The sequence below is a fragment of the Paracoccus sp. S1E-3 genome (assembly GCF_013868135.1).
In the GTDB taxonomy this organism is placed as follows: Bacteria; Pseudomonadota; Alphaproteobacteria; order Rhodobacterales; family Rhodobacteraceae; genus Paracoccus.
Genome location: NZ_JACEMU010000004.1, coordinates 1,804,815 through 1,831,811, shown reverse-complemented (window position 1 = coordinate 1,831,811; position 26,997 = coordinate 1,804,815). Strand labels below are relative to the sequence as shown.

Below are 26,997 nucleotides of genomic sequence, written 5' to 3'. Positions count from 1 at the left end.
GCACGCCATCAGCCGTCCCTTCGCCTGTCAGTCGCGAGCGCCCGGCAGGACACATTGGGCCAGCGGATCGACGCCTTCGGGCAGGTCGGGCAGGATCAGGCAGGAATTCCCCGCATGGATCATAAGGCCGCCGCCGGGCGCGGGCGCGACCTGCGGGGGCAGGGGCCACGCCGCCAGTTCATAGCGTTGCGCCGCGTCCCAGCCGGTCAGTTCGACCGTGGCGCCGGCCGCAAGCACGAAGGTCTTGGCGCCCGGCCCAGCCTCGATGACGTTGGGGCCCGGGCCGATGCTGACGTGGTGGTCCCCCTCGGCGAGGGTCAGGTGGTTGCGGCCCGGTCCTGTCTCGATGCGGGAATTGCCGGGACCGTCCTCGATCCGGTCATTGCCCGGCCCGGCGATGATGGTGTTGCGCCCCGGTCCGCCGATGATGTGGTCATCGCCCGAACCGCCATCCAGCGTATCCGGCCCCGCGCCGCCGATCAGCGTGTCATTTCCCGATCCGCCGTAAAAGCTGTTGCCGTCGCGCCCGCGCCGGGTCTTTGCCCGCAGCAGATCGTCGCCCGCGCCGCCATAGAACACCGCGCCGCCATAGCTGGGTCCGATCATCACATCGTCCCCGCGCGAGCCGATCACGTTGACCGACACCCGTTCCGAGCTTTCGAAGCGGAAGGGGCTTTCGGGGTGACCGACGACATGGATCGCCTTGCCGACGCGTTCGGGGCCGCTGTCCTCGCGCCGGGCGACGACGGTGGCGATGCGGATATCCTCGACATGCGGGGGCAGCTTGACGACGTAATCGTCAGGGCCGCCCAGATACCACAGTCGGTCGTGGCCGCCATCGGCCTCCTCGCGGATACGCTCGACCGCGTCGCCATAGGCCCAGTAATCATTGTCCCGCGCCCCGCCCGCCAGAATGACCGAGCCGTCCACCGCCATCATCGCGTTGATGCCGTCGGCGGGGTTTTCGGCCCCGCTGAGGTCGAGACCCAGATCCAGCGCGCCGCGCACCAGTTCTTCGCGCAGCGCGGCCATCGGCGCGCGGTCGGGGGCGAGGTTGTCGGTCTCGCCCGGATCGGCGACGAGGTCATAGACATGCTCCTCGCCATTGGGATAGCGGAAATAGCGCAGGTGCTGCAGCCCCGCGGTCGAGGGGCGCACCGACAGCGTCCCGAAGACCGAGGTGACGGGCGATTTCGTCTGGTCGAAGCTGCCGAAGCTGGGATCGATCAGCGGCAGCAGGCTTTGGCCCGACACCCAATCGGCCCGGCGCGGCAGCCCGGCCAGGTCCATGATCGTCGAGGGCAGGTTGTGCAGCGACACCGGCATCTCGATCACCCGGCCTTCGGTCATGCGCGGCGACCAGAGGCCAAGGGGGACATGGGCGGCGCTGTCCCACTGGCTCATCTTGTGGAAACTGTCGTGATTGCCGAGGTTGAAGCCGTTGTCGGACAGGAAAATCACGGTGGTATTCTGGCCCAACGGGCTGTCCGCCAGCGCGTCGAGGAAGCGGCCGATTTCATGGTCGACATGGCTGATGGCGGCGAAATAAGCGCGCACGACCTGCCGCCAGCCCTCGTCCCCGGCCTTTTCGGGGGTCCAGTTGCCATTGGCGATATAGGCGGCCTCATAGACCGCGAAACCCGGTTGAGGGCCGAAGAAATCCTCGGGCGCGGCGATGGAAGGCCAGCGGATCGCGGCGGGGTCGTAGGTCTGATAGAAGCGGTCCGGGCATTCCAGATTGAAATGCGGATGCTTGAAGCCAAGCTGGATCAGATGCCGGCGCGCGGGATCGGCGCGGCGCACATGGTCGATGGCGTTCTGCGCCACCCAGTAATCATAGAAGCGGTCGTCCTGGCTGCCATCGTCGTCAGGATGGTTCACCCCCGCGATCCCCGGCCCGCGCCCGCCCAGATATTCGTGCACCCCCTTGCGGCCACCCCGGTCGGTGCATTCCGGTTCCTCGTGGAACAGGACGCGGCGATAGGCTTCAGGCATGGGTTTGTAATTGCTGTCCACCTTGCCGGTGGTGAAGTTATAGAAACCGGCCCGGCGCAGATCGAAGGCCCAGGCGCGCTCCGGCGGCAGCTCGTCCCGCCAGAAGCGGTTCAGATCCACCAGACCGGTGCGGTAGGGTGACAGGCCGGTGGCGATTTCGGCCCGGCAGGGCGCGCAGAGCGGCACCGTCGCATAGCTGTTGGCAAAGCGGACGCCGCGCGCCATCAACCGGTCGAGGTTGGGCGTCTGGATGGTGATCCCGAAGGTGTCGCGCCAGGTGAAGATGTCGATCATGTCATCCACCCAGATCAGGCAGATGTTGTCGTCACGGATGGAATCGCGGTCGAAGGGCATCACAGGTCCCACAGGCAGTAATTTTCGAAGGCGTCGCGCAGCGCGCGGGCGGCTGAGTCGCGCGCGTTGGCCAGAAGGTCGTGGCCGGGCCAGGCCAGCACACCGCCGATGGCGCCTGCACCCAGCGTCTTGGCCATGCCGGCGCGATGGCTGCGCGCGCCGATCAGCAGGTCGCTCATGGCAGGAAGATCGGCCGCGACGCTGGCTTCGGCGCGGGCATCGTCGGCGGGGCGCCACAGGCGCAGTTTCCTGGCCGCCCGCGCGATCACCACCGCCTGCCAGCCCGTCGTCGCGGCGGGCAGGCGCAGGCTGGCGGTGCCGTCATTGTCGCGCAATTCGATGCCCAGATCAGCGTCCTGATGCAGATACAGGTAATTCGCCTTGCGCTCGCCGCGCGCGGCCAGAAGGCTGCGGGTTTCTTCGGGCGCGGGGGCCGGATGCCAGATCAGCGCCACCGACCAGACATCGCCGTCCAGCAGGTTTCGGACCCGGAAGCCGCCATTCTGCCCGCTGTTGAGGATCAGCGCCGCGCGGCCCTCGACCTCGTCGAACAGCGCCGGACTGGCCGACATATGCGCCTGCGCCACCCGCTGCGTGGCCGCGCGGTCGGCCCACAGCGCCGGCTCGGACCCCGGCCGGGCGGCGTCGAACCACGAACCGCCGGTCTGCGTGTTCAGCGCCGACAGGGCGCAGGCGGCATGGTCCAGCAGCGCGCCCTCCGGGACCGGGGTGGAGATCCGAAGCCCGCTCATCTGATTACCTGCGATGTGGGAAGCGCCCAGCGACGCACGGGCGCGCCGGTGCCGGTCTCGCTCCGCCAGTCGTCGCGCAGCGCCCCGGCCCAGCCCGGCAGGTGGCGGTCCGGGTCGGGCGCGCCGGGCATGGCATAGTCCAGCCGCGCCGGGGCCGTGCGCGGCAGATCGGCGTTGAGGGTCAGCAGGACCGCGCGCGGGTCCTGCGGGTCGATGGCGACGCCGGTGATCCGGGTGCCCTGCGGCGCGCCGGACAGCGCAAAACCTGCCAGCGGGCCCGCGCCCATCGGGTCTTCGGCATCGAAGACCAGCGGGGCGATGGACTTGAACAGCGCCCGCAGGGTCCGGGGGCCGTCACGTTCGACCAGGCACAGGATCGGCGCGGTCCAGTCCGCCCGCGCCGCCCGCGCTTCCAGCGCATGCGCTTCCAGTTCGGCCTGCGCCAGTGCGGCGTCTGGCTGCGGTTGTCCCAGCCGGTCCTGTGCCAGCGCGGCGGTCGAGCCGGTCAGCGTCACATCATGCGGGCCGGGACACAGGGCGAGGCGGCACAGCCCCTCGGCCGCGACGCGGGCGCGGTCGGGGTCGCAGCCCCACCAACCGCCGCAATCCAGCGTCACCAGCAGGGGCGCCGGCGGCAGCCCGGCCCCGGCGAGGGTGGCGGCGATGCTGTCCAGTTGCGCCAGCAGCGCGCGGTGGAAGCCGTCGGCATCCTGTCCGGGGGCGACCTCCTCGGGGCTGACCTCAAGGCATATGGCGGCGATACGGGGCGCCTTGTTCAGCGCGGCGGCCAGGGCGGTCAGGCGGATCAGCGCGGCGCCGAGCGGGGCGAGGTGGTCGGCGCGCGGGATGGCGGCGCAGGCAAACAGCGGCAGAGCGCGGAAATCGGCATGACGGCGGCGCAGCAGCGCCGCGGCCAGATCGGCGTCGATGCCGGCATGGCGCAGGCGGTCGAACAAAGGCGGATCCTCGTCCGCATCCTCGAATGGAGCCGTGCCGAGGATGTGAAACGGGAAGTCCGGCGCCCCGCTGGGGGCATTGAAGCGGCGGCCGCCGGCGATGGAAAGGATCGCCTGCACCGGCCCCGGCGTCTGCGCCAGCATGGCCGCCCCGGAGGCGTGGCGCAAATAGCGCCGCGCGCCATCGGCCCCCGGCAGCCGTGCGGTGAAAGCCAGCCAGTCGCCCTGCCGGGTCACGTCCCAGCCGTCGACATCGCCAAGAATGGCCGCGTCCAGCGGGATCGCCGCCGCCTCCGCAGGGGCAGGGGGTGCTGGCTCTGCGCCCGACAGCGCGGGCAGCCGCCGCGCCAGATCGGCGACCACCCGGTCAGACAGGCGCAGCACCAGCCCGGTCTCGTCCGCGGCCAGGATCGGGCCGTTCTCGGCGGAAAGAAGGATCGTGCGGTTGCCCATGCGTTCGTGTTGTCCCGTCGGATTGCGCGTTCCGGTCTAATTGCACCGGCCTGAATTACAAGCTTAATGGCCTGCTTACCAGCCGATGCCTTAAAGGCTGGCGGCAGGGGCGCCGGTCAGCTAGAACGGGCGCGTCATAACTTCCGAGGCCTGCATGAAGCTCGATCGCCGTCCCGTCGCCTCGCTCTGGATCGGAGCGGAGCTGCACTACCTCAATCAGCTGTGCCTGAAGTCGCATCTGCTGCACGGCCACCCGGTGACGCTGTATTGCACCGATGATGTCAAGAACGCGCCCGACGGCGTGGTGATCCGCCCCGCATCGGAGATCATGCAGATCGACATGGATCTGGTCAACGATACCTCGGCCTCGTTCCTGTCGAATGTCTTTCGTTACAAGATGATCCAGAAGACCGGGGCGATCTGGATCGATTGCGATGCCTTCTGCCACCAGCCTTTCCCCGACGAATGGGAATGGATTTTCGCCGGCCATGGCATGCGCGGGGCGCTGAATTGCGGCGTGGTCGGCCTGCCGCAGCAATGCGAACTGATGGACCAGCTGCTGGACTACTATGACAACCTGCCGGATTATCCGGCCTGGTGGAACAAGCGCCAGCGCAAGCAGATGGACAAGATCAAGGAAAAAGGCGGCCTGTCGCACGCCGCCGCCATCTACAAGGCCGAACGCACCGCCTTCGGCCCGCAGGCCTTCACCTGGTTCGCCCAGCAGACCGGCGATATCGAGCGCGCGATGACGCCGGACGTGATCTATCCGGTGCCGTTCCAGCTGAACGACGTCTTCTATGACCCCCATGGCCGGGTCGAGGGATGGTTCACCGACAATACCGTCAGCGTCCACCTGTATACCAACGGCACCAAGCCGTGGTGGCGTCGCAACGTGCCGCTGCCCAACTCCTATGCGGCGCGGATGTGCGAACAGGTCGGCATCGACCCCGCTCAGGCGCTGGAGGTCTGAGGCGCATGTCCGAAGCTGCCGACGGCGCCGCGATCGCCGAGCTGGAGCAGCAGCTGAAAAAGCTGCGCCGCCGCCAGAAGCGCAACCAGCGGGCCGCCTGGGCCGACGGCTTCCTGACCGGGATCTGCGGCATGCTGCGGCCCGGTGATCTGGCGATCGATTGCGGCGCGAATGCGGGCGATGTCTCGGCCCGGTTGCTGGCCAGCGGCGCCGATGTCGTCGCCTTCGACCCCGAGCCCTGGGCGCATGACCAGTTGACCCGGCGTTTTGCCGGTGAAGACCGGTTCACCCTGCGGCCGGCGGCGGTGGGCACCTCGGAAGGGGTGGTCAGGCTGATGCGGGCCAGCAATTTTGATGGAAATGCGGCGCAGGCCTCGGTCAAAAGCACGGTGGTCGCCGGTGGTCGGCAAATCGACGAAAGCACCGAAAACGCTATCGAGGTGGCCCAGATCGATTTCATCGCCTTTCTGCGCGACACCATCGCGCAGCGGGGCGAGGTGGCGTTTCTGAAGATCGACATCGAAGGGGCGGAACTGGACCTGGTCCCCGCCATCGACGCGGCCGGGCTGTTCGACGCGATCCGCTGCACGGTGGTGGAAACGCATGAACGCAAGTTCCGCGACCGGGGCGCAGATTTTCAGGCCATGCGCAAGACCATCGGGGAAAAATACGCGCCCTCGCATGTCAGCCTGGACTGGATCTAGGGCGCGTCGCGATGGAAGTTTCGCAAGCCGATTCCAGCCTGCACCACCTGAAACACCGCAGCCCCCATGGCACCGTCATGGCGGTGTCGATGATGAAGGACGAGGCGCCCTTTCTGCTGGAATGGTTCGCCCATCACCTGGCCGTCGGCTTCACCGATATCCTCGTCTATACCAATGACTGCACCGACGGCACCGTCGAGATGCTGCAGCGGCTGGAGGCACTGGGCCTTGGCTATCACCGCCCCAATGTCATCGCCGAAGGGGTGAAGCCGCAGCCCTCGGCGCTGAACCATGCCCAGATCGAGCCTGTGGTCCAGCAGGCGGACTGGCTGCTGGTCTTCGATGCGGACGAGTTCCTGTCGATCAACCACCCCTCGGGGCATCTGGACGGGATGCTGGATGACGCGGTGGCGCAGGGCGCGAACGGGATCGTCATCACCTGGCGCATCTTCGGGTCGAACGGCGTCATCGACTGGTCGCGCGCCCCGGTGATCGAACAATATACCCGCGCCGCGCCGCCGCTCTGGAACAAGGGTTGGGGCGTCAAGACGCTTTTCAGGTTCGATCCCGAATACTGGAAACTCGGCATCCATCGGCCGTCGATCAAGAACAAGCACCTGAAGGACGGTTTCCCTGACACGGTGAAATGGCTGAACGGGTCCGGTCAGCCGATGGAGGATTACTTCAAGTTTCGCGGTTGGCGGTCGATCCGGCGGACGCTGGGCTATGACTGGGCGCAGATGAACCACTATGCGGTGAAGTCGATCGACAGCTATGCCGTGCGCCGGTTCCGCGGCAATGTGAACAACAAGAAGGACAAGTATAACGCCGACTACTGGTCGCTTCAGGACCGCAACGAGGTGTCGGACACCCGCATCCTGCGCCATGCGGGCCGCCGGGCCGAGATCATGGCCGAACTGCTGAAGGACCCGGTGCTGTCGCGGCTGCATTTCGCCGCCCTGGAAAATGTCGAAAGGCGGCTGGACGAATATCGCGACTCGCCCGCCTATCAGGCGCTGAAGGATAGCCTGATCGAGGCCGGCAAGGTTCCGATCACCCAGGTCGAGGCGAAGCCGCCGAAGGCCCGCGACCCGGCCAGGATCGCGGCGAAGATGTCCGAGGTCGAGAAGAAGGCGGTGCAGAGATCGGCCGAGACGGCGCAGGACGCGCCGGTCTCGGGCTGGAATGCCATAGGTGTGGCGCATTACCCCGCGGGAAGGATCCTGCTTTCCCCCGAGGAGGGGCTGGAATGGGTCGCCTCGCAAGGGGTCGAGCTGCCCTGCGATCCGCAGCTTTTCACCTCCGAGGCGGCGATGGCGGTGTTGGCCGGCAAGTTCGACCGCCGCCACGGCCGCAATATTCTGGGCTATCTGGCCGGTTCGCGGCGGCTGCTGGACCTCGGGGCCGGGATCGGATTGCCGGCCTTGCGCGCCCTGCAGGAACTGCCTGAACTGACGCTCATGGTTCAGGACGAGCAGCCCGGCATGGCGACGGCGGCGGCACGGGTGCGGGCGCGCAACGGGCTTGAAAACTCGGCCCGGCTGCGGTTCGTTCACGGGCCTCTGGTGTTTGCCGGGGACCAGGGCGCACAGGCCAGCGGTCTGGCGGCCTATCTGGGCGATTTCAATCCCGACACGCTGCGGATTTCGGCCCGTGCCGGTCTGGCCGGGGCGCATCTGGCGCCGCTGGACCTGTCGCGGGTGACCCGCGTGATCCTGCCCTTCGAGGGCGAGCCCGAGGCGCTGCGCCAGTCCTTCGGCCCGATTCTGGCAGAAAAGGGTCTGGTGGAACTTTCCGAGGCGGCGGCGCTTGGGTCGCTGCGATTTGATCGCCTTTCCGGCGAAAAGGTCTAGACTGCGCCGACTCATGTGCCTGAAAGGGTTTTAAAGATGACGAATATTGCGGTTGCCGGGCTGGGCTATGTCGGCCTGTCCAATGCTGTCCTTCTGGCCCAGAACAATCCGGTCATGGCACTGGATATCGCGCCTGATCGGGTGGAGATGATCAACAACCGCGTCTCGCCCATCGAGGACAGCGAGATCTCGGAATTCCTGGGCAATCACAAGCTGGACCTGACCGCCACGCTGGATCCCGAAGAAGCGTTCCGCCATGCGGAGTTCGTCATTGTCTCGACGCCGACGAATTACGATGCCAAGACCAATCGCTTCGACACCTCGTCCGTCGAAGCCGTGCTGGCCGAAATCAAGCGCATCAACCCCCAGGCGGTGGCGATCATCAAATCGACCATCCCGGTGGGCTTCGTGAACCGCATCCGCGCCGAGATGGACTGGGAGAACGTGATCTTCTCGCCCGAGTTTCTGCGCGAGGGCAAGGCGCTGTTCGACAACCTCTATCCCTCGCGGATCGTGGTGGGCGAGAAGTCCGAGCGGGCACAGACATTCGCTGCCCTGCTGGCCCAGGGCGCCATCCGCAAGGACATGCCGGTGCTGTTCTGCGGCCCGGTCGAGGCCGAGGCGATCAAGCTGTTTTCCAACACGTTCCTGGCGCTGCGTGTCGCCTATTTCAACGAACTGGACAGCTATTCCATCGCCCATGATCTGAACACGCGCGAGATCATCGACGGCGTCTGTCTGGACCCGCGCATCGGCGATTTCTACAACAATCCCAGCTTCGGCTATGGCGGCTATTGCCTGCCCAAGGACACCAAGCAGTTGCTGGCCAATTACGATGCGGTGCCGCAGAATCTGATCTCGGCCATCGTGGAATCGAACCGGACCCGCAAGGATTTCGTCGCCGACCAGATCGTCGCGCGACGCCCGAAGGTCGTCGGCGTCTACCGGCTGGTGATGAAGGCGGGGTCGGACAATTTCCGCGACAGCTCGATTCAGGGGATCATGAAGCGGATCAAGGCCAAGGGGATCGAGGTCATCGTCTACGAGCCGGTTCTGAAGGATGATCTGTTCTTCAACAGCCGGGTGGTGCGCGACCTGAATGCCTTCAAGGGCGAAAGCGACGTGATCCTGGCCAACCGCATCTCGACCGATCTCAGCGATGTGGCCGACAAGGTGTATACCCGCGACCTGTTCGGCATCGATTAAGGCCCGGACGCAATGAGGATTCTGTCGGCATCGACCGTCCGCAACGAGGGTCCCTATCTGCTGGAATGGATCGCCTGGCACCAGATCGTCGGAGTGACGGATTTCCTTGTTTATTCAAACGATTGCGATGACGGAACCGACCAGCTTCTGGACTGTCTCGCGGGGCATGGGGTGCTGGTTCACCAGACCAACCAGCCACAGCCCGACCGCTCGATCCAGTGGAGTGCGCTGAACGCCGCCTGGAAGCACCCGCTGCGCAAGGCTGCCGACTGGATGCTGGTCTCGGATCTGGACGAGTTTCCGGTGGTCCATACCGGCGACGGGCGGCTGGACGACCTGATCGCGGCGTTGCCGGACAAGACCGATGCGGTGGCGCTGTCCTGGCGGCTGTTCGGCGCCAATGGCGTCATCGCCATCGACGATCGCCCGGTGGTCGAACAGTTCACCCGCTCGGCCCCGGCCGAGATGTCCCACCCGATCGCCGCCACCTTTTTCAAGTCGCTGTTCCGCCCGGCCGCCTTCGCCCGCATCGGTGTTCATCGGCCCCGTCATCGCAAGGACAGCCGCCCGGCCTGGACCGACGGTTCGGGACGGCCCCTGCCGCCGATCATGGGAGACAATGACAAGCGGCTGTCGCTGGTCGGGCTGCGCGACCAGCGACAGCTGGCCGAGATGCATCATTATTCGCTGCGCTCGGTGCAGGGGTTCATGGTGAAAACCGAACGCGGTCTGCCCAATCGCAGCGACAAGCGGATCGATCTTGGCTATTGGGTCGACCGCAATTTCAACAGCGTCGAGAATACCGCCGCCCTGCGGATGGCGCCCCGGCTGCACAACCAGATCGCCGCGCTGAAGGCGCTGCCGGGAGTGGCTGATCTGCATGCCGCGGCGCTGCGCTGGCATCGCGAACGCTTCGCGGAGCTGGTCAAGGCGCAGGCGGCTTATGATCTTTATGGGCAGCTGCTGCATGCCTATGACAGCGCGGTGCTACCGCCCGAGTTGCAGCGGATGCTGCTGTACATGTTCGGGAATGTCGCGGACGCCGATCGGACCACGCAATAGAATAAGCCGGCCGCCCCGCAAGACGCCCGGCAGATGCGACCGCCAGCCTCAGGCGCGTTGGCGCAGACGCTTGACCAGCATCGGCACGATGAAGATCAACGCGGCGATGGTCAGGAAGGTGATCGAGATCGGCGTCTCGACCAGGGTGGCGGGGTTGCCCTGCGCGGCGGTCAGCGCCGTGCGTAACTGGAATTCCGCCATCGGCCCCAGAATCATCCCGATCAGCACTGGCGCGATGGGGAAATCATAGACCCGCATCACATAGCCCGCGACGCCCACGATCACCATGACGATCAGGTCGAACTCCGACCCTGACACGCCCCAGATGCCGATCAGCGCGAAGATCAGGATCCCGGCGTAAAGCTGCGGCTTCGGCACCGACAGCAGCTTCACCCACATGCCGATCAGCGGCAGGTTCAGCACCAGCAGCATGATGTTGCCGATATACAGGCTGGCGATCAGCCCCCAGACCAGATCGGCGTTCGAGGTGAACAGGTTCGGTCCCGGCTGCAGCCCGTAATTCTGGAACGCCGCCAGCAGCACCGCCGCCGTGGCCGAGGTCGGCAGGCCCAGTGTCAGCAGCGGCACCAGCACGCCGGCGGCGGCGGCATTGTTCGCGGCCTCGGGGCCGGCCACGCCTTCGATGGCGCCATGGCCGAATTCCTCGGGGTGTTTCGACAGCTTCCGTTCCAGCGTATAGCTGAGCATGGTCGGGATCTCGGACCCGCCACCGGGCAGCGTGCCCATGGGAAAGCCGATGGCGGTGCCGCGCAGCCACGGTTTCCAGCTGCGGGCGAAGTCCTGCTTCGTCATCCACTTGCCCGAGACGGACAGCGGCTGTTCCTTTCCGGGGTCATAGCGCGAGACGACGAACAGAATCTCGCCGATGGCGAAAAGCGACACCAGCACGACCGTCAATTCGATCCCGTCCAGCAATTCCGCCTGACCGAAGGTCAGCCGCGGCTGGCCGGTCAGCTTGTCGATGCCGATCACCCCCATGGCGAGGCCGAGAAACAACGAGATCAGTCCGCGGGTGCGCGAATTGCCCATCACCACCGCCACTGAACAGAAGGCCAGCACGATCAGCGCGAAATAATCGGCGGGTTTGAAGACGAAGGCCAGCTCCGCCACGAAGGGCGCGACGAAGGTCAGCGCGAAGGTGGCCAGCGTGCCCGCGACGAAGGAGCCGATGGCCGCCGTCGCCAGCGCCGCTGCACCCCGGCCCCGGCGGGCCATACGGTTGCCTTCCAGCGCGGTCATCATCGAACCCGCCTCGCCCGGCGTGTTGATGAGGATCGAGGTGGTCGAGCCGCCATACATGGCGCCGTAGAACACCCCGGCAAACATGATGAAGGCCGAGGTCGGCCCGATCGACACCGTGACCGGCAGCAGCAGCGCAATGGTCAGCGCCGGGCCGATGCCCGGCAGGACGCCAATGGCGGTGCCAAGCGCGGAACCGATGAAGGCCCAGAGCAGGTTCATCGGTTGCAGCGCGACCGCGAAGCCATGCATCAGATATTCAAGGCTTTCCATCGCTCAGAACCCCGCGATCGGCAGATACTGCCCCAGTTGAAGCCCCAGCCGGTCGAACAGCAGCCAGGCCAGGCTGCCGAGGATCAGCCCGGTCACCAGATCCTTCACCAGCTGGCGCGATCCGAAGGCGCGGGCCACCAGCGCAAAGATCAGCATCGCCGTCAGCGGCAGCCCGAAGGTCCGCAGCGTCAGGATCGGCAGCGAGGCCGCCGCCAGCACCATCAGCAGGGCGGCGTAATTGACCGGGGCATGGGCATCGGCATTCTCGGCCTCCTGGGCCTCGAAGCTCATCCCGCGCGAAATCTGCAGGGCCAGGATGATCCCCAGCAGCACCAGCGCCCCGCCGATGAAGGTCGGAAAGGCGCGCGGCCCGATCCCGGCATAGCGGCTGGCGGGCGGCAGCGACGAGGCGCCCCAGATCCAGATCAGGCCGATCCCGATCACGATGGCGGCCAGCCAGTAGGGGCGTGGCCCGGTTGTCGGCGTCATGGCAGGCTCCTGGCTTGGCCGGTGACGCTGAAGGCGTCCACGGGGGGACGCCTTCAGCCGTTGATATGGGCGGCCGGTGCCTACTGGATCAGGCCGGCATCCTTCAGCACCGCACCGATGCGGGCGTTTTCTTCCGCGATGAACTCGCCGAAGGCCGGGCCGGACAGATAGAAGGCGTCCCAGCCCTGGGTTTCCAGAACCTTCTTCCACTGTTCCGATTCGTTCAGCTGGTCGAAGCGGGCGATCCACTCCTTGGCGTTTTCCTCGGGCATGCCGGGGGCGCCGAGGATGCCGCGCCAGTTGGCGATTTCGACATCGAAGCCGGCCTCCTTGAAGGTCGGAACGTCCAGACCCGGACGACGCTCGGCCGCAGTCACGCCAAGGATGCGGATGCGGCCCTGGTCCTGGAACTGCTGGAATTCCGAGATGCCGGAAATCCCCGCCTTCAGCGTGCCGTTGACGATGCCGGTCACGGTTTCGGCGCCCGAGGCCTGCGGGATATAGTTCACATCCGCCACCGGGATGCCCGCCGCCTGCGCCAGCAGCGCCAGCGCGATATGGTCCACCCCCCCGGCCGAGCCGCCACCCACCGGCACCGCGCCCGGATCGGCCTTCATCAGGTCGACCAGCTGCTGCAGCGTCTGGATGTCCGACTTCGCATCGACCGCGATGACCAGATGCTCGGCCGTCAGCCGCGCGATGGGCGTATAGGTCGACAGGTCGATGGGCGATTTGTTCAGCATGATCGAGCCGACCGTGATCGCCCCAAACACCGCCAGCGCATCCGGCTTGCCCTTTTCGGAGTTCTGGAACGCGGCCAGACCGATGGTGCCGCCGGCGCCGCCGGTATTGGTGAAGTTCACGCCTTCGGTATAGATCCCCGCCTCGTTCATGGCGGCAAAGGCCTGACGGCCGGTGCCGTCCCAGCCGCCGCCGGGATTGGCGGGCAGCATCACCGAAACATCGGCCGCCGCCATCGTGGCGATGCTGGCGGTGACCACCCCGACGGTCAGGAACGTCTTCAGAAACATCATATCCTCCCTATGGGCCGGCGGCGCAGGTTCATTGCCCACGCGCGGACCGGCGCAAGGCGGAGTGAATACGACCCCGTCTGGTCCGTCAAGCAAGGATGCGGTGCGGGGGGCACAGGGCGCGCCGGGATTGATCGCCGGCGCGGCAATTGCACCATTCCCCCTGACCGGGGTCGATTATTCCCCTGCCGGATTTTAAACACTTGCAAAACGCCGGCCGTCAGGTTGCTCTGGTAACGACGGGGTGATGCGGATAGATTGCCGGCATTATCACCGGGTTCATTAATGATTGTGGGAAGTCTGGTATGAATGCCCCCTTCAAGCAGGTCGAGCGTCTCGGCCGTCTGACCACCGCGCTTGGCGCTGACGTGCTGGCCCTGCTGCGTTTCGACGGCACGGATCATCTGAATGATCTTTTCGAATACCGGGTCGAGGCGCTGTCGACGCGCGACGATCTGGATTTCGACGCGCTTGTCGGCACCCACGCGACCGTCGAGATCGAAGCGCATTCGGAAATGCGCGCCTTTGACGGCATTGTCACCAGCGCCCGCTGGGCCGGGGTGGGGGAAAACGGGCAGCGCTATGATCTGACGTTGCGCCCATGGTTCTGGCTGGCCGGCAAGCGCCGCAACCAGCGGATTTTCCACGACAAGACCGTGATCGAAATTCTTCAGGAATTGCTGTCCGATTATAGCGGACTGGGCGAGCCGGCGTTGGAAATCAAGCTGAGCCAGAGCTATCCGAAACTGGAATACACCGTGCAATATCGCGAATCCGATCTGGAATTCGCCCGGCGTCAAATGGAGCGCCACGGTATCAGCTTTCATTTCCGCCATGCGCCCGGCAACCATACGCTGGTGCTGACCGATGACGTTCTGGCCCATGACGAGATCGGCGCCCGGCCCTTCAAGCGCTATGACGGTCATCACCAATATGAACAGGAACATTTCTGGGAATGGGCGCCCGAGCGTAATCTGACCACCGGTGCCATTCGCCAGACCGACTATAACTTCAAGAAACCCGATCAGGCGATGGAAACGGAATCGCTGGGCGATGCCGATTATGCCGAGGGCCAGATTGAAAGCTTCGATTATCCGGGCGATTATCTCGATCAGGGAATTGGCCGGATCGTTTCCGACCTGCGCACCGCGCAGGAACGCGGCGCCGACCGACGCAACCGCGCGACCGGCGATTGCGTCAGTCTGGGGGCGGGGATGCGGCTGGTGCTGTCGGGCGACAGGATCCCCGGCACCGGCGAGGGGTATCTGTGCCTGTCGGCCACGCATCACTTTGTCAGCGAAGCTTACGGGTCGGGCGGCGAGGGCAGCGATGGCTATGCCTTCACCGGCCGCTATGTGCTGATGCCCGACACCGCGCCGATGTTCCCGCCGCGCCGGACGCGCATCCCCACCGTGCAGGGGCCGCAGACGGCGGAAGTCGTGGGCGAGGGCGAGATCGACTGCGACGAATATGGCCGTATCCTCGTGCGCTTTCACTGGGATCTGGCTAATGCCTATTCGATGCGCTGCCGGGTCAGCCAGAACTGGGCCGGCAATGGCTGGGGCGGCATGGTCATTCCCCGCATCGGCATGGAGGTGGTGGTCGAGTTCCTGGAGGGCGATCCCGACAAGCCGCTGGTTTCGGGCTGCGTCTATAACGGCAAGAACAGCGTGCCCTACGACCTGCCGGGCAACAAGACCGTCAGCACCTTCAAGTCCGACACCCATCAGGGCAGCGGCTATAACGAATTCCGGTTCGAGGATCAGGCCGGGCGTGAGGAGGTCTTCATGCACGCCCAGAAGGACCACAACACCATCATCGAGAACGACGAAAGCCATTCGATCGGCCATGACCGCAGCAAATCGGTGGGCAATGACCAGTCGGAATCGATCGGGCACGACAAGACCATCAGCGTGGGCAACAACCACACCGAAAGCATCGGCAATGACATGGTCTATAATGTCGGGCGCAATCAGCAGGAAAACTACGGCAAGGATCACATCCACCGCGTCGGCAACAGCCACAAGCAGTCGATCTATGCCGACCACCTCTATGAGGCCGGGCGCAATTTCGAAGGCGAGGTCTTCGGCCGCTATACGCTGGATGTCGGCGAATCGATCACCAACAACACCAAGGTCCATACCCTGATGGCCTTCCAGAAGATGCAGGTGAAGGGTCCGGGTGGCAAGATCACCATCGATTCCACGGGCATCATCCTCGAGGCGCCGACGATCTGGCTGAAGGGCAATGTCATCATGGGCGGCAGCGGCGGGGCGCAGGTGCCGACGTTGCAGATGGCCGCGCGCGAAGGTCTGCCGCTCTGCGAGGAATGCGCCAGCTTCGACGAGGAAAAGACCTGATGCGCACCATCGCGCGTGTCGGCGACAAGCACCTGTGCCCCCGGCACGGCACCAATGTCATCATCGAGGGCGGCAGCGGCACGGTGGACGGCCGCGCCGTCGCGCGTGTCGGCGATAAATGCGCCTGCGGTGGCATCATCCTGGAGGGCGAGCCGGGGGCGCTGTGCGACGGCAAGCCGGTCGCCTATTTCGGATCGAAAACCAGTTGCGGCGGTATCATCGCCGACTGTCAGGGCAGTGCCATTCTGAAATAGCCGTTAGTCGCGGTATTTCAGCTTTGGGTTGTATCTGGGGCCGGCTTTTCGGCCGTTGTTTTAATAATAACGTGCAACTTATACGTGTTTTTTGTAACGCGCCTGCATTCGTTTTTTTTGTCAAACGTCATTCCGGGCGCGCTGATGCGGCTGCGATAAAAATCCTTGCGAACCGCCAAAATGCATCGCGCTCAGCAACGCGTTTTTTCTTTCTTCCATCATATCAGGGACTTCCTGCCAGCCAAAATTCTTGACGATGAAAGGCTGCGCCGCAATTTCACCATCTCTCATCAGTGAGCTTTTGCTTGAGAATCAACGCTCCCTACGGCAAGCTGAAAGGCGTGGTTTTATTTTAACGTCCGGTGCTTGTTGTGACTTCCCGTCCCGGATCGCAGATGCTGCGACCAGCTTTCTTGCCCATCATCGTGTGCCGCACGGCCCCGGACTTCTGGCTCGGGCGCTCAGCCCGAGCGGCCGCTGCATGGCCCGGTCGGGGCGGCGGCGATGGACGACAGGGCGGTCTGGCGCAGAAAGGAAGATGATGCCAGCGCTCCGCCGGACCGCACCGCCCGCGCGTGACAACGGCAGAACGCTTTTGCGGTTTCTCGCTGTGGGTGTGATCAATACGGTGGTCGGCTATGGGATCTACGCGCTGGCGGTGCTGGGCGGGGCGCCACCGCAGCTGGCGCTGGTGCTGCAATTCGTGCTGGGCGCGCTGTGGAACTTCCAGATGCATGCGCGGATCGTCTTCGCGGTGCGCGGCTGGTCGCGGCTGCCGGCCTATATCGGGGCCTATGTGCTGATCTATGTCGGCAATGCGCTGGCGTTGCGGCTGGTCATGGCGCAGGGCGCGGGTGCGCTGCTGGCGCAGTTGCTGATCCTGCCATTCGTGGTTGCCGCCTCGTGGCTGCTGATCGGACAGGTGATGGGGTATCGCCAGCGCAGGAGGATCGAATGATCGGCCAATCCGCCATGGCCCGCACGGGCATTGGGGAATATGCCCGTCGGGCCCTGCTGACGGCGGCGGTGTTTCTGTTGTTGGTGGCGCTGTTCGGGCGGATCATGGGCTATGATCTGCGGCGGGACGAATTCATGTTCGTGCCCCCCGCCGCGCTGCTGGATCAATACGCGCTGTATCAGGACCTGTTCTATAATCACGTGCCCTACTCTGCCTGGCTGTTTCGCGCCCTGCATCTGCTGATGCCGGGGCTGGGCCTGCTGGCGGCGGCGCGGCTGGCGATCTTTCTGGCCTGGCTTCTGCTGCTGGGCGGCTCGGCCTGGGTGGGATGGCGGTTGACCCGATCGGGGCTGGTGGCGGCGCTGGGACCGGTCAGCCTGTTATCGGCGGATGTGCTGCTGGGGCAGGCCGGGATGGCGGCGACGAACAATCTGCTGCCCCTGCCTTTTGCCGGGCTGGGGCTGGGCCTGCTGGCAATTTCCCTGGCCGAGCGGGATTATGCCTTCCCGCGCCTGTTCTTCGCCGGGCTGCTGCTGTCGGTGGCAGCGGGGATGAAAGCCAGCGCCATCGCCTTCGTGCCCGCCGTGGCGCTGGGGTGTTTTCTGTTGCCGCGTGATGTGGACCTCGGCACCCGCCTGCGCCGGATCGCGCTGCCGGTGGCGCTGGGGGGACTGGTCGGCGCGGCGCCACTGCTGTGGCTGGCCGCCACCCAACCCGATCTGTTCTTCGCCCATATCGCCGGCTATCACGCCGGCCCGCATATCGCCTATTGGCGGGACAATGCCGCGACCGAGCCGGGGATCGCGCTGGGGCACGGGGCCAAGCTTCAGCTGGCCTGGACGGTGTGGATGGTCGGCGCGCCGCTGCTGACGCTGTTCGTCACCTTGCTGGGCGGCCTGTTGTCGGGCGGCGCGGATTCAGGTCGCGCGGATTCGGGCGGTGCGGTGCCGATCGTGGTCGCGGCGACGCTGACGGCGGCGCTGCTGGCCTTTGTGCCGACACCGGGCTTTCCGCAATATTACATCGCGCCGCTGGTCTGCCTGCCGCTGCTGCTGGCGCTGTTCTGGCGCGGCGCGCCGGCGGGGCGGGTAGTATTGGCCCCGGCATTGGTGGTGGCGATGGTGCTGATGCTGGTCATCGCGGCGCCGCGGCTGGCACTGGGGGTGAACGACCTGCGCCATCCCGGCAAGCTGACCGTCGTGCGGGTTCAGAAAGGCGCGGATGCGCTGCGCGACCGGCTGGCCCGGCAGGATCTGCTGGGACGGGGGCCGGTGGCGACGCTGTCGCCGATCTATCCGTTGTCGGCGGGGCTGCCGATCTATCCCGAATTCTCGGCCGGCAACTTCGCGATCCGGGTGGCGCCTTACACTGCGCCGGAATTGCGCGCGCTCTATTCCATGGCGGGGCCGGACGATCTGCCGGCGCTGTTCGACGCCCAGCCCCCCGCGGCGATCCTGACCGGCTTCGACCCGGCGCTGGATCCGGCGCTGGAAGGCTATGCGCAGTCGCGCGGCTACCAGATGCAGCCCTTCCCTGCGATCACCGACCGCTACGGCGCGGCGAGGCTGTGGCTTCCCCCGGCCGATCCTACACCAACCGACCAGACAGGAGGCAATCCATGAAAACGATCCTGCTCGCAGGCGGCCTTGGTTCGCGCCTGGCCGAAGAAACCGTCGCCATCCCGAAACCCATGGTCGAGGTGGGCGGCCGCCCCATCATCGCGCGGGTGATGGATATCTACAGCCACTTCAACCAGAATGACTTCATCGTCGCCGCCGGTTACAAATGTCTGATGCTGAAGCAGTTCTTTGCCAATTATCACCTGATCGCCAATGACATCAGCGTCGATGTCGACACCGGTCAGCTGAACCTGAAGCCGATCTCGGCCGGGGGGTGGAAGGTCAGCGTGGTCGATACCGGCGCCGATACCATGACCAGCGGCCGCATCCGCCGCCTGCGCGACTGGGTGGGGGACGAGACTTTCATGGTCACCTATTCCGACGGCCTCGGGAATGTCGATATCGACCGGCTGATCGCCTTCCACCGCAGCCATGGCAAACTGGCGACGGTGACGGCGGTGCAGCCGCCGGCGCGTTTCGGCAATATGGAAATCGCCGGCGAGCAAGTGCAGGCCTTTACCGAGAAGGTCCGCCGCTATGAGACCTGGATCAATGGCGGCTTCTTCGTCTTCGAACCCGGCGTCTTCGACTATCTCGTCGATGACATGGAGCCGTTGGAGCAGTCGCCGATGGTCAACCTGACCCGCGATGGCCAGTTGATGGCCTTCAAGCATTACGGCTTCTGGCATCCGATGGACACCGTCCGCGACCGCAACGCGCTGAACGAGGTCTGCCATCAGATCCCGCCGCCCTGGTTGATGTTCGACGAGGCATCGCAGGTGCCCGATCCGGCCCGACCGGTGGCGGTGATCTGATGGCGCAGCCCGGCGATCCCTTTGGCGGTGTATTCGCCGGGCGGCAGGTCCTGCTGACCGGGCATTCGGGCTTCAAGGGCGGCTGGCTGGCACTGTGGCTGGACCGTTTGGGTGCGCATGTGCGCGGGGTGTCACTGGCGCCAGCGACGGACCCGGCGCTGTTTGACCTCGCCGGGGTGGCGAAAAGCTGCGACAGCCGCTTCGCCGATATCAACGACCGCGCCGCGCTGGAGGAGGCCGTCGCGGGGTTCGACCCCGAGCTGGTCATCCACATGGCCGCCCAGGCAATCGTGCGCGACAGCTACGACTTTCCGGTGCAGACCTTCGCCACCAATGTGATGGGCACAGCCAACGTGCTGGAACTGGCGCGGCACTCGCCTTCGGTTCGCGGGATCGTGGTGGTGACCAGCGACAAATGCTATGAAAACAACGAATGGGACTGGGGGTATCGCGAATGCGACCCGCTGGGCGGTTCCGATCCCTATAGCGCCTCCAAGGCCTGCACCGAGCTGGTGGCCCAGGCCTACCGGCGATCCTTCTTCAGCGCGGCGGGGGCGGCGCGGCTCGCCTCGGTCCGGGCAGGGAACGTGATCGGCGGCGGTGACTGGTCGGCGCACCGGCTCATCCCCGACATGGTCCGCGCCACCGCTGCCGGGGCTGAGGTCGCCATCCGCAACCCCGACAGCGTCCGCCCCTGGCAGCATGTGCTGGAGCCGCTGGCCGGTTACCTGACCGTTGCCGCCCACCTGCTGGCCGGGCGCGGCGACAAGGTGGCCGAGGCGTGGAATTTCGGCCCCGATCTGGATGCGACTTTGCCGGTCGGGCAGATCTGCACCGCTTTTGCCGCGGCCTGGGGGCCGGGCGGTCCGCGCATCGCCATCCGCCCCGATCCGAACGCCCCGCACGAGGCCGGCCTGCTGCGGCTGGACAGTACGCGGGCGCGCCTGCATCTCGGCTGGAAGCCGCGTTTGCGGATCGAGGACGCGCTGCGCCTGACCGCGGACTGGTATCGGGGCCATCAGGCCGGTGCCGACATGCGGGCGATGACCTTCGACCAGATTGCCGCCTATCAGGCACTGATGACGCCCCCGGTAGGCCAATGACACCAAGATGCCAAGCGACGAGAGACAGTGACAGGGAATTTCATATGCGCGTGAATTACGGCCAGACCGTTCATGGAGAGGAGGAAATCGAGGCGGTTGTGCGGGTGCTGCGCAGTTCGACCCAGATGGGCAAGCATGTCCGCGAGATGCAGGAACGCGTCGCCGCCCTGTTCGACAAGCGGCACGGGATCATGGTCAATTCCGGTTCCTCGGCGAATTTCCTTGCGGTGGCGCTGCTGGAGCTGCCGGAACGCTCGCAGGTCATCACCCCGGCGCTGACCTTTGCCACCACCGTCTCGCCCATTGTCCAGCACGGGCTGGTTCCGGCTTTCATCGACGTGACGCCCGGCACCTATAATGCCGATGCGGACCAGATCGAGGCGATGATCGGACCCGAGACCCGCGCCATCATGATCCCCTCGCTGATCGGCAACCTGCCGGATTGGCCCCGCATCCGCGAAATCGCCGAAAAGCACGGCCTGCCGGTGATCGAGGACAGCGCCGACACGCTGGGCGCGACGATTGGTGGGGTTTCGACCGGGGTGAACTCGACCATCTCGACCACCAGCTTCTATGGCAGCCATGTCATCAACGGCGCCGGCAACGGCGGGATGCTGTGCGTGAATGATGATGATCTGGCGCGGCGTGCGTTGCTGCTGCGCAGCTGGGGGCGGACATCGTCGCTGTTCGTCGACAGCGAGGCGATCGAGAACCGCTTCAATGTCGAGCTTGACGGCATCTCCTATGACGCGAAATTCCTGTTCGAGGAACTGGGCTATAACCTGGAACCGTCCGAGATCAGCGCCGCCTTTGGCCTTGTGCAGCTGGACAAGCTGCAACGCAACATCACCGCGCGCGAAGAAAACTTCGCCCAGCATCTGGCCTTCTTCGCCGCCTATGAGGATTGGTTCACCCTGCCCCGGCAACTGCCCGACAGCCGGACCGGCTGGCTGGCCTTTCCGTTGACCATCCGCGACGATGCCCCCTTCACCAGGCGCGAGATGCAGATCTGGATGGAGCGGCGCGAGATCCAGACCCGGCCGGTCTTCACCGGCAATATCCTGCGCCAGCCGGCGATGAAGAATGTGACCACCGCGACCCGGCCCGAGGGTTATCCGGTCGCCGACGCGGTGATGAAAGGCGGTATCCTGCTGGCCTGCCATCACGGGCTGGACCAGCCGCAGATCGACCACATGCATGACAGCTTCACCGCGTTCGCCCGCCAGTTCGGTCGATAGAGCCGAGGATCTCCGCTATGCGACCCAGCACCATGACTCATTGCCGGGCCTGCGGGTCGGACCGAATGTTTCTGTTCCTGCCGATGGGCCGCCACCCGCCCGCCAATATGTTCGTGCGGCCCGAGGACGTGGATCAGCCCCAGTCTGCCCTTGCGCTGAACACTCAGACCTGTCTGGATAACGGGATGATCGAGGAGGCCGACCAGATCCCCGAGGGGTTCGTGCGGCATGACCTGCATATCCTCCCGGACGCCGCAACGATGCATGGCCATTTCGAGGGACTGGCCGCCGTCCTGACCGAGCGGGCGGCCAAGAACGGTGTGCAGGTCCATGTCGCCTGTTTCGATCCCGAAACCGCCGACGAGGTGCGTGCGCTGCATGGTCCTGCGCAGGTGATCTCCACCACCACCACACTTGAGCATATCGGCGATCTGGTCGGGCGGATGGACGGCATCAACGGGTCGCTGGCCGATGACGGCTGGTTCGTGATCGATATCCGCCGGGGGCGCGAGATACCGGCCACCCGCCAGTTCGATGATGTCTATCACGAACACCTGTCGGAAATGAGGCCGCATTCGCTGGCCGACCGGACCGGCATGGCGGTGGTCGATGTGATCCGGCTGCCGGTGCATGGCGGTTCCGTTCGGGTGTTCATCCGCAAGCCCACCTCGGCCGCGCCGCCCAGCCCCGAGATCATTCGGACGCCGGCCGAGGAGGACGGCGCCGCATTCAAGGCTTTGGCAGCCCGCGCCCATGCCGTCGGCGACGCCTTGCGCGGGCTGCTGGCTGGTCTGAAAGCCGAAGCCGCGCGCATCGCGGGCCGTGGCGCGCCGGCCAAGGGCAACACGTTGCCGAACTTCTTCGATCTCGGCACGGGGACGCAGGACTACCGGGTCGACCGCAACCCGTTGGAACAGGGCTTTTTGTCTCCGGGAAAACGGCTGCCGATCCATGATCCTGCAGTCATTGCCGACAATCCGCCTGATTCTCTGCTGGTGCTGGCCCGGACCTTCTTTGACGGGTTCCGCACCCAACTGGCCGGGGATGGGGTCGCTGGCGGCCGCCCCATTCTGCCCTTGCCATATCCGCGTATTGTGATCTGATTTGGAACATGTGTCGTTGAAGGGTATTTTCATGGTCAACGTGTTGATCGTCGGCGGCGCTGGCTTCATCGGCTCGCATTTCGTGCGGCACTGCCTGTCGCGAGGCGACAGAGTCACCGTATTGACCCGACCCGGCACCAATATCTGGCGAATCGAGAATGAGCTGAGCCGGCTGACGCTGGCGCGGGTGAATGTGACCGACGACCAGGCGCTGGCGACCGTGCTGCGGCGCCAGTCGCCCCAGCGGGTCTTCCTGCTGGGGGCGGTGACCCGCTTCGAAACCGGCGATGCGGGTCTCGATGACGTGATGGGTGCGATACACACGAATCTGGATCCGCTGCACGCCATGTTGTCGGCACTGGGGCAGATGGCAAAGCCGCCGCAGGCGGTGGTCCGCGCCGGCTCGCTGGCCGAGCTTATGCACGATGCCGATGTGGCACGTTCGGCCGCGCGGAAATGGCCGGTTTCGACCTATGGCCTGTCGATCCTGACCGGCACCCATCTGATGGGGATCTGGCGCGCACGCAGTGCCATCCCGGCCGTCACAGCGCGCCTCAGCCTCACTTACGGCGGCGACCAGTCGAATGATTTTCTGGTGCCCGGCGCGATCCGCCAGGCGCTGGCGGGCGAACCGATGGAGCCGCGTGAACCCGCCGCCCGGCGTGATCTGATCCATGTCGATGACGTGGTGGCTGCGCTGCAACTGATCGCCGATCATGCGGCGGAATTGCCGCCGGTCGTCAACGTGTCGACCGGGCGTCCGATCCGCACTGGCGATCTGGCCGCGCGCATCGCCCGGCTGACCGGCCATGCCGCCCCGCCCGAGCCCGTGGCGCCGGCGGGCGCCAATAACCGCGTCTCCGCCTCGCCATCGAAGGAGTTGCGCGCGCTTGGCTGGCGGCCGCGCGTCACGCTTCAGCAGGGGCTGCGTCAGGTGATCGCCTGGGAACGCGCCCGCGCCGCAACCACAAACCCCGGCAAAAGGTCCAGCGTATGAGCCTGATCTCCATCCTCGTCCCGGCCTATAACGAAGAAGACAACGTTCGCGCCTGTTACGAACGGATCGCTGCCGTCATGGACGGCCTGCCCGGCGACGAGGCCGAAATCATCTTCACCGACAACCACTCGACCGATCGCACCTTCGCCATCCTGTCCGAGATCGCCGCCGAGGACCCGCGCGTCCGCGTCTTCCGCTTCTCGCGCAATGTCGGCTATCAGAATTCGGTCATGTATGCCTACAAATCGGCGCGCGGGGATTGCGCGATCCAGCTTGACGCTGACTTGCAGGACCCGCCCGAACTGATCCCGCAGATGCTGGCGCTGTGGCGGCAGGGCAATCAGGTCGTCTACGGCATCCGCAAGAAGCTGCCCGACGGACCGGTGGTGACGGCGCTGCGGCGCGGATTCTACTGGTTCATCGACCGCATCAGCCCCGACGACCTGCCCCGCAACGTGGGCGAGTTCCGCCTGACCGATCGGGTGATCCTGGACCAGATCCGCAAAAGCGGCGACCGCTCACCCTATATGCGCGGGATGATCAGCGCCATGGGCTTCAGCCAGGTCGGTTTCGATTACGACCGCGCCGCGCGCACGGCGGGCGTATCGAAATTTCCGCTGCGCGCGATGATGTCGCTGGCGGTGGATGGGATGGTGAACCATTCGCTGGTGCCGCTGCGGCTGGCCTCGACAGTGTCGCTGTTCGCGGGGCTGATCACTTTTCTGGTGCTGCTGGGCTATCTGGTCGGCAAGCTGCTGTTCGGGCAGGAATGGCCGCCGGGCTTCGCCACGCTGGTCATCCTGCTGCTGATGTCGATGACGCTGAACGCCATGTTCCTGGGGATCCTGGGGGAATATATCGGACGCATCTTCATGCAGACCAAGAACCTCAACGCCCCCATCGTCGAGGCGACGTTGAATGTCGAGGCCGATCCGGCCGAGACCTCGGCGATCCGCTTCCCGGTTGCACGCTGACGGCAGCTTGATCCGGAAAGGGCTGACCTTGGCCGAAATCCGCCGTATAGACGGCACCAAACGAGGATTCTCATGGCCATTCACCTGTATCAGAACGACCTGCCCGACGGGCTGGACCTTGGCCCGGTGGTGGCCATCGACACCGAAACCATGGGGCTGGACCCGCGCCGTGATCGTTTGTGCCTGGTGCAGATGTCCTCGGGCGATGGCGATGCGCATCTGGTTCAGATCGCGCCGGGCCAGACCGCCGCGCCGAACCTGACCCGGATGCTGGCCGATCCGGCAGTGCTGAAGCTGTTCCATTTCGGCCGCTTCGACATCGCGGCGCTTCAGAACGCCTTTGGCGTCACCACGGCGCCGGTCTGGTGCACCAAGATCGCCTCGAAGATGATCCGCACTTATACCGACCGGCACGGGCTGAAATACCTGCTGCAGGCGCTGGCGGGGGTCGATATCTCGAAGCAGCAGCAGACCTCGGACTGGGGCGCCCAGCAGTTGAGCGAGGCGCAGCTGGAATATGCCGCCTCGGACGTGCTGTATCTGCACCGCCTCAAGGCCGAGCTGGAAAAGCTGCTGGCGCGCGAGGACCGGACGGCGCTGGCGCAGGCCTGTTTCGACTTTCTGCCCACCCGTGCCCAACTGGACCTGCTGGGCTGGGGGGATGAAAACGACATCTTCCATCACTAGATCGCCGGGCATGAGCAGTTATCTCGATACCGCCCGCCGCGTCATCGCGACTGAGGCCGAAGGCCTGGGCGCGCTGTCGGCCAGCCTTGGCGACAGCTTTGACCGCGCGGTGGAAACCATCCTCGCCGCGCGCGGCCGCGTGGTCGTGTCCGGCATGGGCAAGTCCGGCCATATCGGGCGCAAGATCGCAGCGACCTTTGCCAGCACCGGCACGCCCGCCCAATTCGTCCACCCGGCCGAGGCCAGCCACGGTGATCTCGGTATGGTGGCCGAGGGCGATGTGGCCATCGTGATCTCGAACTCCGGCGAGACGCCCGAGATCGCAGATATCATCGCCCATACCCGGCGCTTCAACATTCCGCTGATCGGCATCGCCGGGCGCGAGGGCTCGACCCTGATCCGGCAATGCGATGTGGCGCTGTTGCTGCCCGCCGCGCCCGAGGCCTGCGGCAAGGGCATCGTTCCAACCACCTCGACCACGATGACGCTGGCGCTTGGCGATGCGCTGGCGGTGGCGCTGATGGAGCATCGGCGCTTTACGCCCGAGCATTTCCGCACCTTCCATCCCGGCGGCAAGCTGGGCGCACGGCTGGCCCGCGTGGGCGACCTGATGCATGCCGAGATGCCGCTGGTCGGCGCCGACACGCCGATGACCGAAGCCCTGCTGACCATGAGCCAGATGGGTTACGGCGTGACCGGGGTGACCGGCGCGGACGGGCAGCTGGTCGGGATCATCACCGATGGCGACCTCAGGCGGCATATGGACGGGCTGCTGGACCACCGTGCGGCGGATGTGATGACCGCCAACCCCCGCACCATCCGCGCCGATCAACTGGCCGAGGCGGCGCTGGCGGAAATGCAGTCGCGCAAGATCACCTGTCTTTTCGCGGTGGATGACGGGGTGCCGCAGGGCATCCTGAACATTCACGACTGCCTGCGCGCCGGGATGGTCTGATGCGCTCGCGGCTGATCGTATGGCTGCGGGTGCTGCTGCCGCTGGCGGCGCTGGCGATCCTGTCGACGCTGTTCCTGCTGGGCCGTACTCTTAATCCTGACGACGCGTTGCCCTATGCCGAAGTCGACGCCGCCGACATGATCCGCGACCCGCGCATGACCCGGCCCGAATTCGCCGGCGTCAGCGAGGGGGGGGCTGAAGTCACCCTGACCGCCGACCGTGCCAGCACCACGCAGGGGCCCGACAGCGCGGCCCAGGCGCTGCGGCTGACCTGGCGCGCGCCCGACGGGCTGGCCGCCGACCTGAGCGCGCCGACCGCCCAGATGGAGGGGCAGCAGATCCGCCTGTCCGGCGGGGTGCGGGTAACGACTTCGGACGGCTGGGCGATGACGGTGCCGCAGGTCGAGACCGATCTCGGCGCGGACCGGTTGCTGGGCACCGGCGGCCTGACCGGATTCGCGCCTCTGGGACGGTTGGACGCCGAGCGGATGGAGATGACACGAAGCCCCAACGGCGACCATCTTCTGAATTTAACCGGCGACGTGCGTCTGGTATATCAACCCTGATCCCCTC

Annotated in this window: 25 protein-coding genes; 18 read left to right on the top strand and 7 right to left on the bottom strand. The window is 65.6% G+C overall.

What is annotated here, in order from left to right; genetic code table 11:
* Window positions 1-27 precede the first annotated feature (27 nt).
* Genes H1S04_RS09080 through H1S04_RS09070 form a run of 3 tightly spaced genes read right to left on the bottom strand, consistent with a single transcriptional unit; the run spans window position 28 to window position 4,510 of the window.
* Window positions 28-2,349 (bottom strand): sulfatase-like hydrolase/transferase, encoded by a 2,322-nt coding sequence (locus H1S04_RS09080; protein WP_181745164.1) that lies wholly within the window; start codon window positions 2,347-2,349, stop codon window positions 28-30.
* Entirely contained in the window at window positions 2,349-3,101 is a 753-nt protein-coding gene (locus H1S04_RS09075; protein ID WP_181745163.1) for a hypothetical protein, read from the bottom strand. The genes H1S04_RS09080 and H1S04_RS09075 overlap by 1 nt, the downstream gene beginning before the upstream one ends.
* Window positions 3,098-4,510 carry a hypothetical protein gene (locus tag H1S04_RS09070; RefSeq protein ID WP_181745162.1) on the bottom strand — a complete coding sequence of 471 codons (1,413 nt, stop codon included), beginning with the start codon at window positions 4,508-4,510 and terminating at the stop codon, window positions 3,098-3,100. The genes H1S04_RS09075 and H1S04_RS09070 overlap by 4 nt, the downstream gene beginning before the upstream one ends.
* A gap of 154 nt (window positions 4,511-4,664) precedes the next feature.
* Between H1S04_RS09070 and H1S04_RS09065 the strand changes: the two genes are divergently transcribed.
* Genes H1S04_RS09065 through H1S04_RS09045 form a run of 5 tightly spaced genes read left to right on the top strand, consistent with a single transcriptional unit; the run spans window position 4,665 to window position 10,308 of the window.
* Window positions 4,665-5,483: a hypothetical protein gene (locus H1S04_RS09065; RefSeq protein WP_181745161.1), complete on the top strand. Its 819-nt coding sequence runs from the start codon at window positions 4,665-4,667 to the stop codon at window positions 5,481-5,483.
* Between the two features lie 5 nt (window positions 5,484-5,488).
* Window positions 5,489-6,187 carry an FkbM family methyltransferase gene (locus H1S04_RS09060; protein WP_181745160.1) on the top strand — a complete coding sequence of 233 codons (699 nt, stop codon included), beginning with the start codon at window positions 5,489-5,491 and terminating at the stop codon, window positions 6,185-6,187.
* An 11-nt stretch (window positions 6,188-6,198) separates the two neighbouring features.
* Window positions 6,199-8,040 (top strand): glycosyltransferase family 2 protein, encoded by a 1,842-nt coding sequence (locus tag H1S04_RS09055; protein WP_255435490.1) that lies wholly within the window; start codon window positions 6,199-6,201, stop codon window positions 8,038-8,040.
* A 36-nt stretch (window positions 8,041-8,076) separates the two neighbouring features.
* On the top strand, window positions 8,077-9,246 hold the full coding sequence (locus H1S04_RS09050; protein ID WP_181745159.1) for a nucleotide sugar dehydrogenase: 1,170 nt from the start codon (window positions 8,077-8,079) through the stop codon (window positions 9,244-9,246).
* Window positions 9,247-9,258: 12 nt separating this feature from the next.
* Window positions 9,259-10,308 (top strand): glycosyltransferase family 2 protein, encoded by a 1,050-nt coding sequence (locus tag H1S04_RS09045; protein WP_181745158.1) that lies wholly within the window; start codon window positions 9,259-9,261, stop codon window positions 10,306-10,308.
* A 48-nt stretch (window positions 10,309-10,356) separates the two neighbouring features.
* Here the strand turns inward: H1S04_RS09045 and H1S04_RS09040 are convergent, their stop codons facing one another.
* The 3 genes from H1S04_RS09040 to H1S04_RS09030 all read right to left on the bottom strand — a co-directional run bounded on the left by H1S04_RS09040 (window position 10,357) and on the right by H1S04_RS09030 (window position 13,361).
* Window positions 10,357-11,841: a tripartite tricarboxylate transporter permease gene (locus H1S04_RS09040; RefSeq protein WP_181745157.1), complete on the bottom strand. Its 1,485-nt coding sequence runs from the start codon at window positions 11,839-11,841 to the stop codon at window positions 10,357-10,359.
* A 3-nt stretch (window positions 11,842-11,844) separates the two neighbouring features.
* Complete coding sequence (locus H1S04_RS09035) at window positions 11,845-12,330, bottom strand: tripartite tricarboxylate transporter TctB family protein (protein ID WP_181745156.1); 486 nt, start codon at window positions 12,328-12,330, stop codon at window positions 11,845-11,847.
* 80 nt (window positions 12,331-12,410) lie between these two features.
* Window positions 12,411-13,361 carry a tripartite tricarboxylate transporter substrate binding protein gene (locus tag H1S04_RS09030; protein WP_181745155.1) on the bottom strand — a complete coding sequence of 317 codons (951 nt, stop codon included), beginning with the start codon at window positions 13,359-13,361 and terminating at the stop codon, window positions 12,411-12,413.
* 305 nt (window positions 13,362-13,666) lie between these two features.
* On the opposite strand from H1S04_RS09030, the gene H1S04_RS09025 reads away from it, so the two are divergent.
* Both H1S04_RS09025 and H1S04_RS09020 read left to right on the top strand, forming a co-directional pair.
* Window positions 13,667-15,721 (top strand): type VI secretion system Vgr family protein, encoded by a 2,055-nt coding sequence (locus H1S04_RS09025; protein ID WP_181745154.1) that lies wholly within the window; start codon window positions 13,667-13,669, stop codon window positions 15,719-15,721.
* A complete protein-coding gene (locus tag H1S04_RS09020; RefSeq protein ID WP_181745153.1) occupies window positions 15,721-15,975 on the top strand; it encodes a PAAR domain-containing protein in 255 nt (84 codons plus the stop codon). The genes H1S04_RS09025 and H1S04_RS09020 overlap by 1 nt, the downstream gene beginning before the upstream one ends.
* Before the next feature lie 120 nt (window positions 15,976-16,095).
* Here H1S04_RS09020 and H1S04_RS09015 read toward each other — a convergent pair whose 3' ends face one another.
* The gene (locus H1S04_RS09015) at window positions 16,096-16,266 is read right to left on the bottom strand and encodes a hypothetical protein (RefSeq protein WP_181745152.1); all 171 of its coding nucleotides are present in this window, start codon (window positions 16,264-16,266) and stop codon (window positions 16,096-16,098) included.
* 250 nt (window positions 16,267-16,516) lie between these two features.
* On the opposite strand from H1S04_RS09015, the gene H1S04_RS09010 reads away from it, so the two are divergent.
* The 11 genes from H1S04_RS09010 (at window position 16,517) to H1S04_RS08960 (ending at window position 26,990) form a co-directional block, all read left to right on the top strand.
* A complete protein-coding gene (locus tag H1S04_RS09010) occupies window positions 16,517-16,933 on the top strand; it encodes a GtrA family protein (RefSeq protein ID WP_181745151.1) in 417 nt (138 codons plus the stop codon).
* Window positions 16,930-18,555 carry a hypothetical protein gene (locus H1S04_RS09005; protein ID WP_181745150.1) on the top strand — a complete coding sequence of 542 codons (1,626 nt, stop codon included), beginning with the start codon at window positions 16,930-16,932 and terminating at the stop codon, window positions 18,553-18,555. The genes H1S04_RS09010 and H1S04_RS09005 overlap by 4 nt, the downstream gene beginning before the upstream one ends.
* Complete coding sequence (gene rfbF / locus H1S04_RS09000) at window positions 18,552-19,367, top strand: glucose-1-phosphate cytidylyltransferase (RefSeq protein WP_181745149.1); 816 nt, start codon at window positions 18,552-18,554, stop codon at window positions 19,365-19,367. The genes H1S04_RS09005 and rfbF overlap by 4 nt, the downstream gene beginning before the upstream one ends.
* Entirely contained in the window at window positions 19,367-20,470 is a 1,104-nt protein-coding gene (rfbG, locus tag H1S04_RS08995; RefSeq protein ID WP_181745148.1) for a CDP-glucose 4,6-dehydratase, read from the top strand. Before rfbF ends, rfbG begins: the two co-directional genes overlap by 1 nt.
* A 44-nt stretch (window positions 20,471-20,514) precedes the next feature.
* Window positions 20,515-21,708, top strand: coding sequence for a DegT/DnrJ/EryC1/StrS aminotransferase family protein (locus tag H1S04_RS08990; protein ID WP_181745147.1), 1,194 nt, complete (start codon window positions 20,515-20,517; stop codon window positions 21,706-21,708).
* Window positions 21,709-21,725: 17 nt separating this feature from the next.
* Window positions 21,726-22,811, top strand: coding sequence for a class I SAM-dependent methyltransferase (locus H1S04_RS08985; RefSeq protein ID WP_181745146.1), 1,086 nt, complete (start codon window positions 21,726-21,728; stop codon window positions 22,809-22,811).
* A 31-nt stretch (window positions 22,812-22,842) separates the two neighbouring features.
* On the top strand, window positions 22,843-23,808 hold the full coding sequence (locus H1S04_RS08980) for an NAD(P)-dependent oxidoreductase (protein ID WP_181745145.1): 966 nt from the start codon (window positions 22,843-22,845) through the stop codon (window positions 23,806-23,808).
* Entirely contained in the window at window positions 23,805-24,782 is a 978-nt protein-coding gene (locus H1S04_RS08975) for a glycosyltransferase family 2 protein (RefSeq protein WP_181745144.1), read from the top strand. Before H1S04_RS08980 ends, H1S04_RS08975 begins: the two co-directional genes overlap by 4 nt.
* A gap of 72 nt (window positions 24,783-24,854) precedes the next feature.
* Window positions 24,855-25,469: a ribonuclease D gene (locus tag H1S04_RS08970; RefSeq protein ID WP_181745143.1), complete on the top strand. Its 615-nt coding sequence runs from the start codon at window positions 24,855-24,857 to the stop codon at window positions 25,467-25,469.
* A 10-nt stretch (window positions 25,470-25,479) separates the two neighbouring features.
* Complete coding sequence (locus H1S04_RS08965) at window positions 25,480-26,424, top strand: SIS domain-containing protein (RefSeq protein ID WP_181745142.1); 945 nt, start codon at window positions 25,480-25,482, stop codon at window positions 26,422-26,424.
* Window positions 26,424-26,990: a hypothetical protein gene (locus H1S04_RS08960; protein ID WP_181745141.1), complete on the top strand. Its 567-nt coding sequence runs from the start codon at window positions 26,424-26,426 to the stop codon at window positions 26,988-26,990. The genes H1S04_RS08965 and H1S04_RS08960 overlap by 1 nt, the downstream gene beginning before the upstream one ends.
* The last annotated feature ends 7 nt before the right edge of the window (window positions 26,991-26,997 follow it).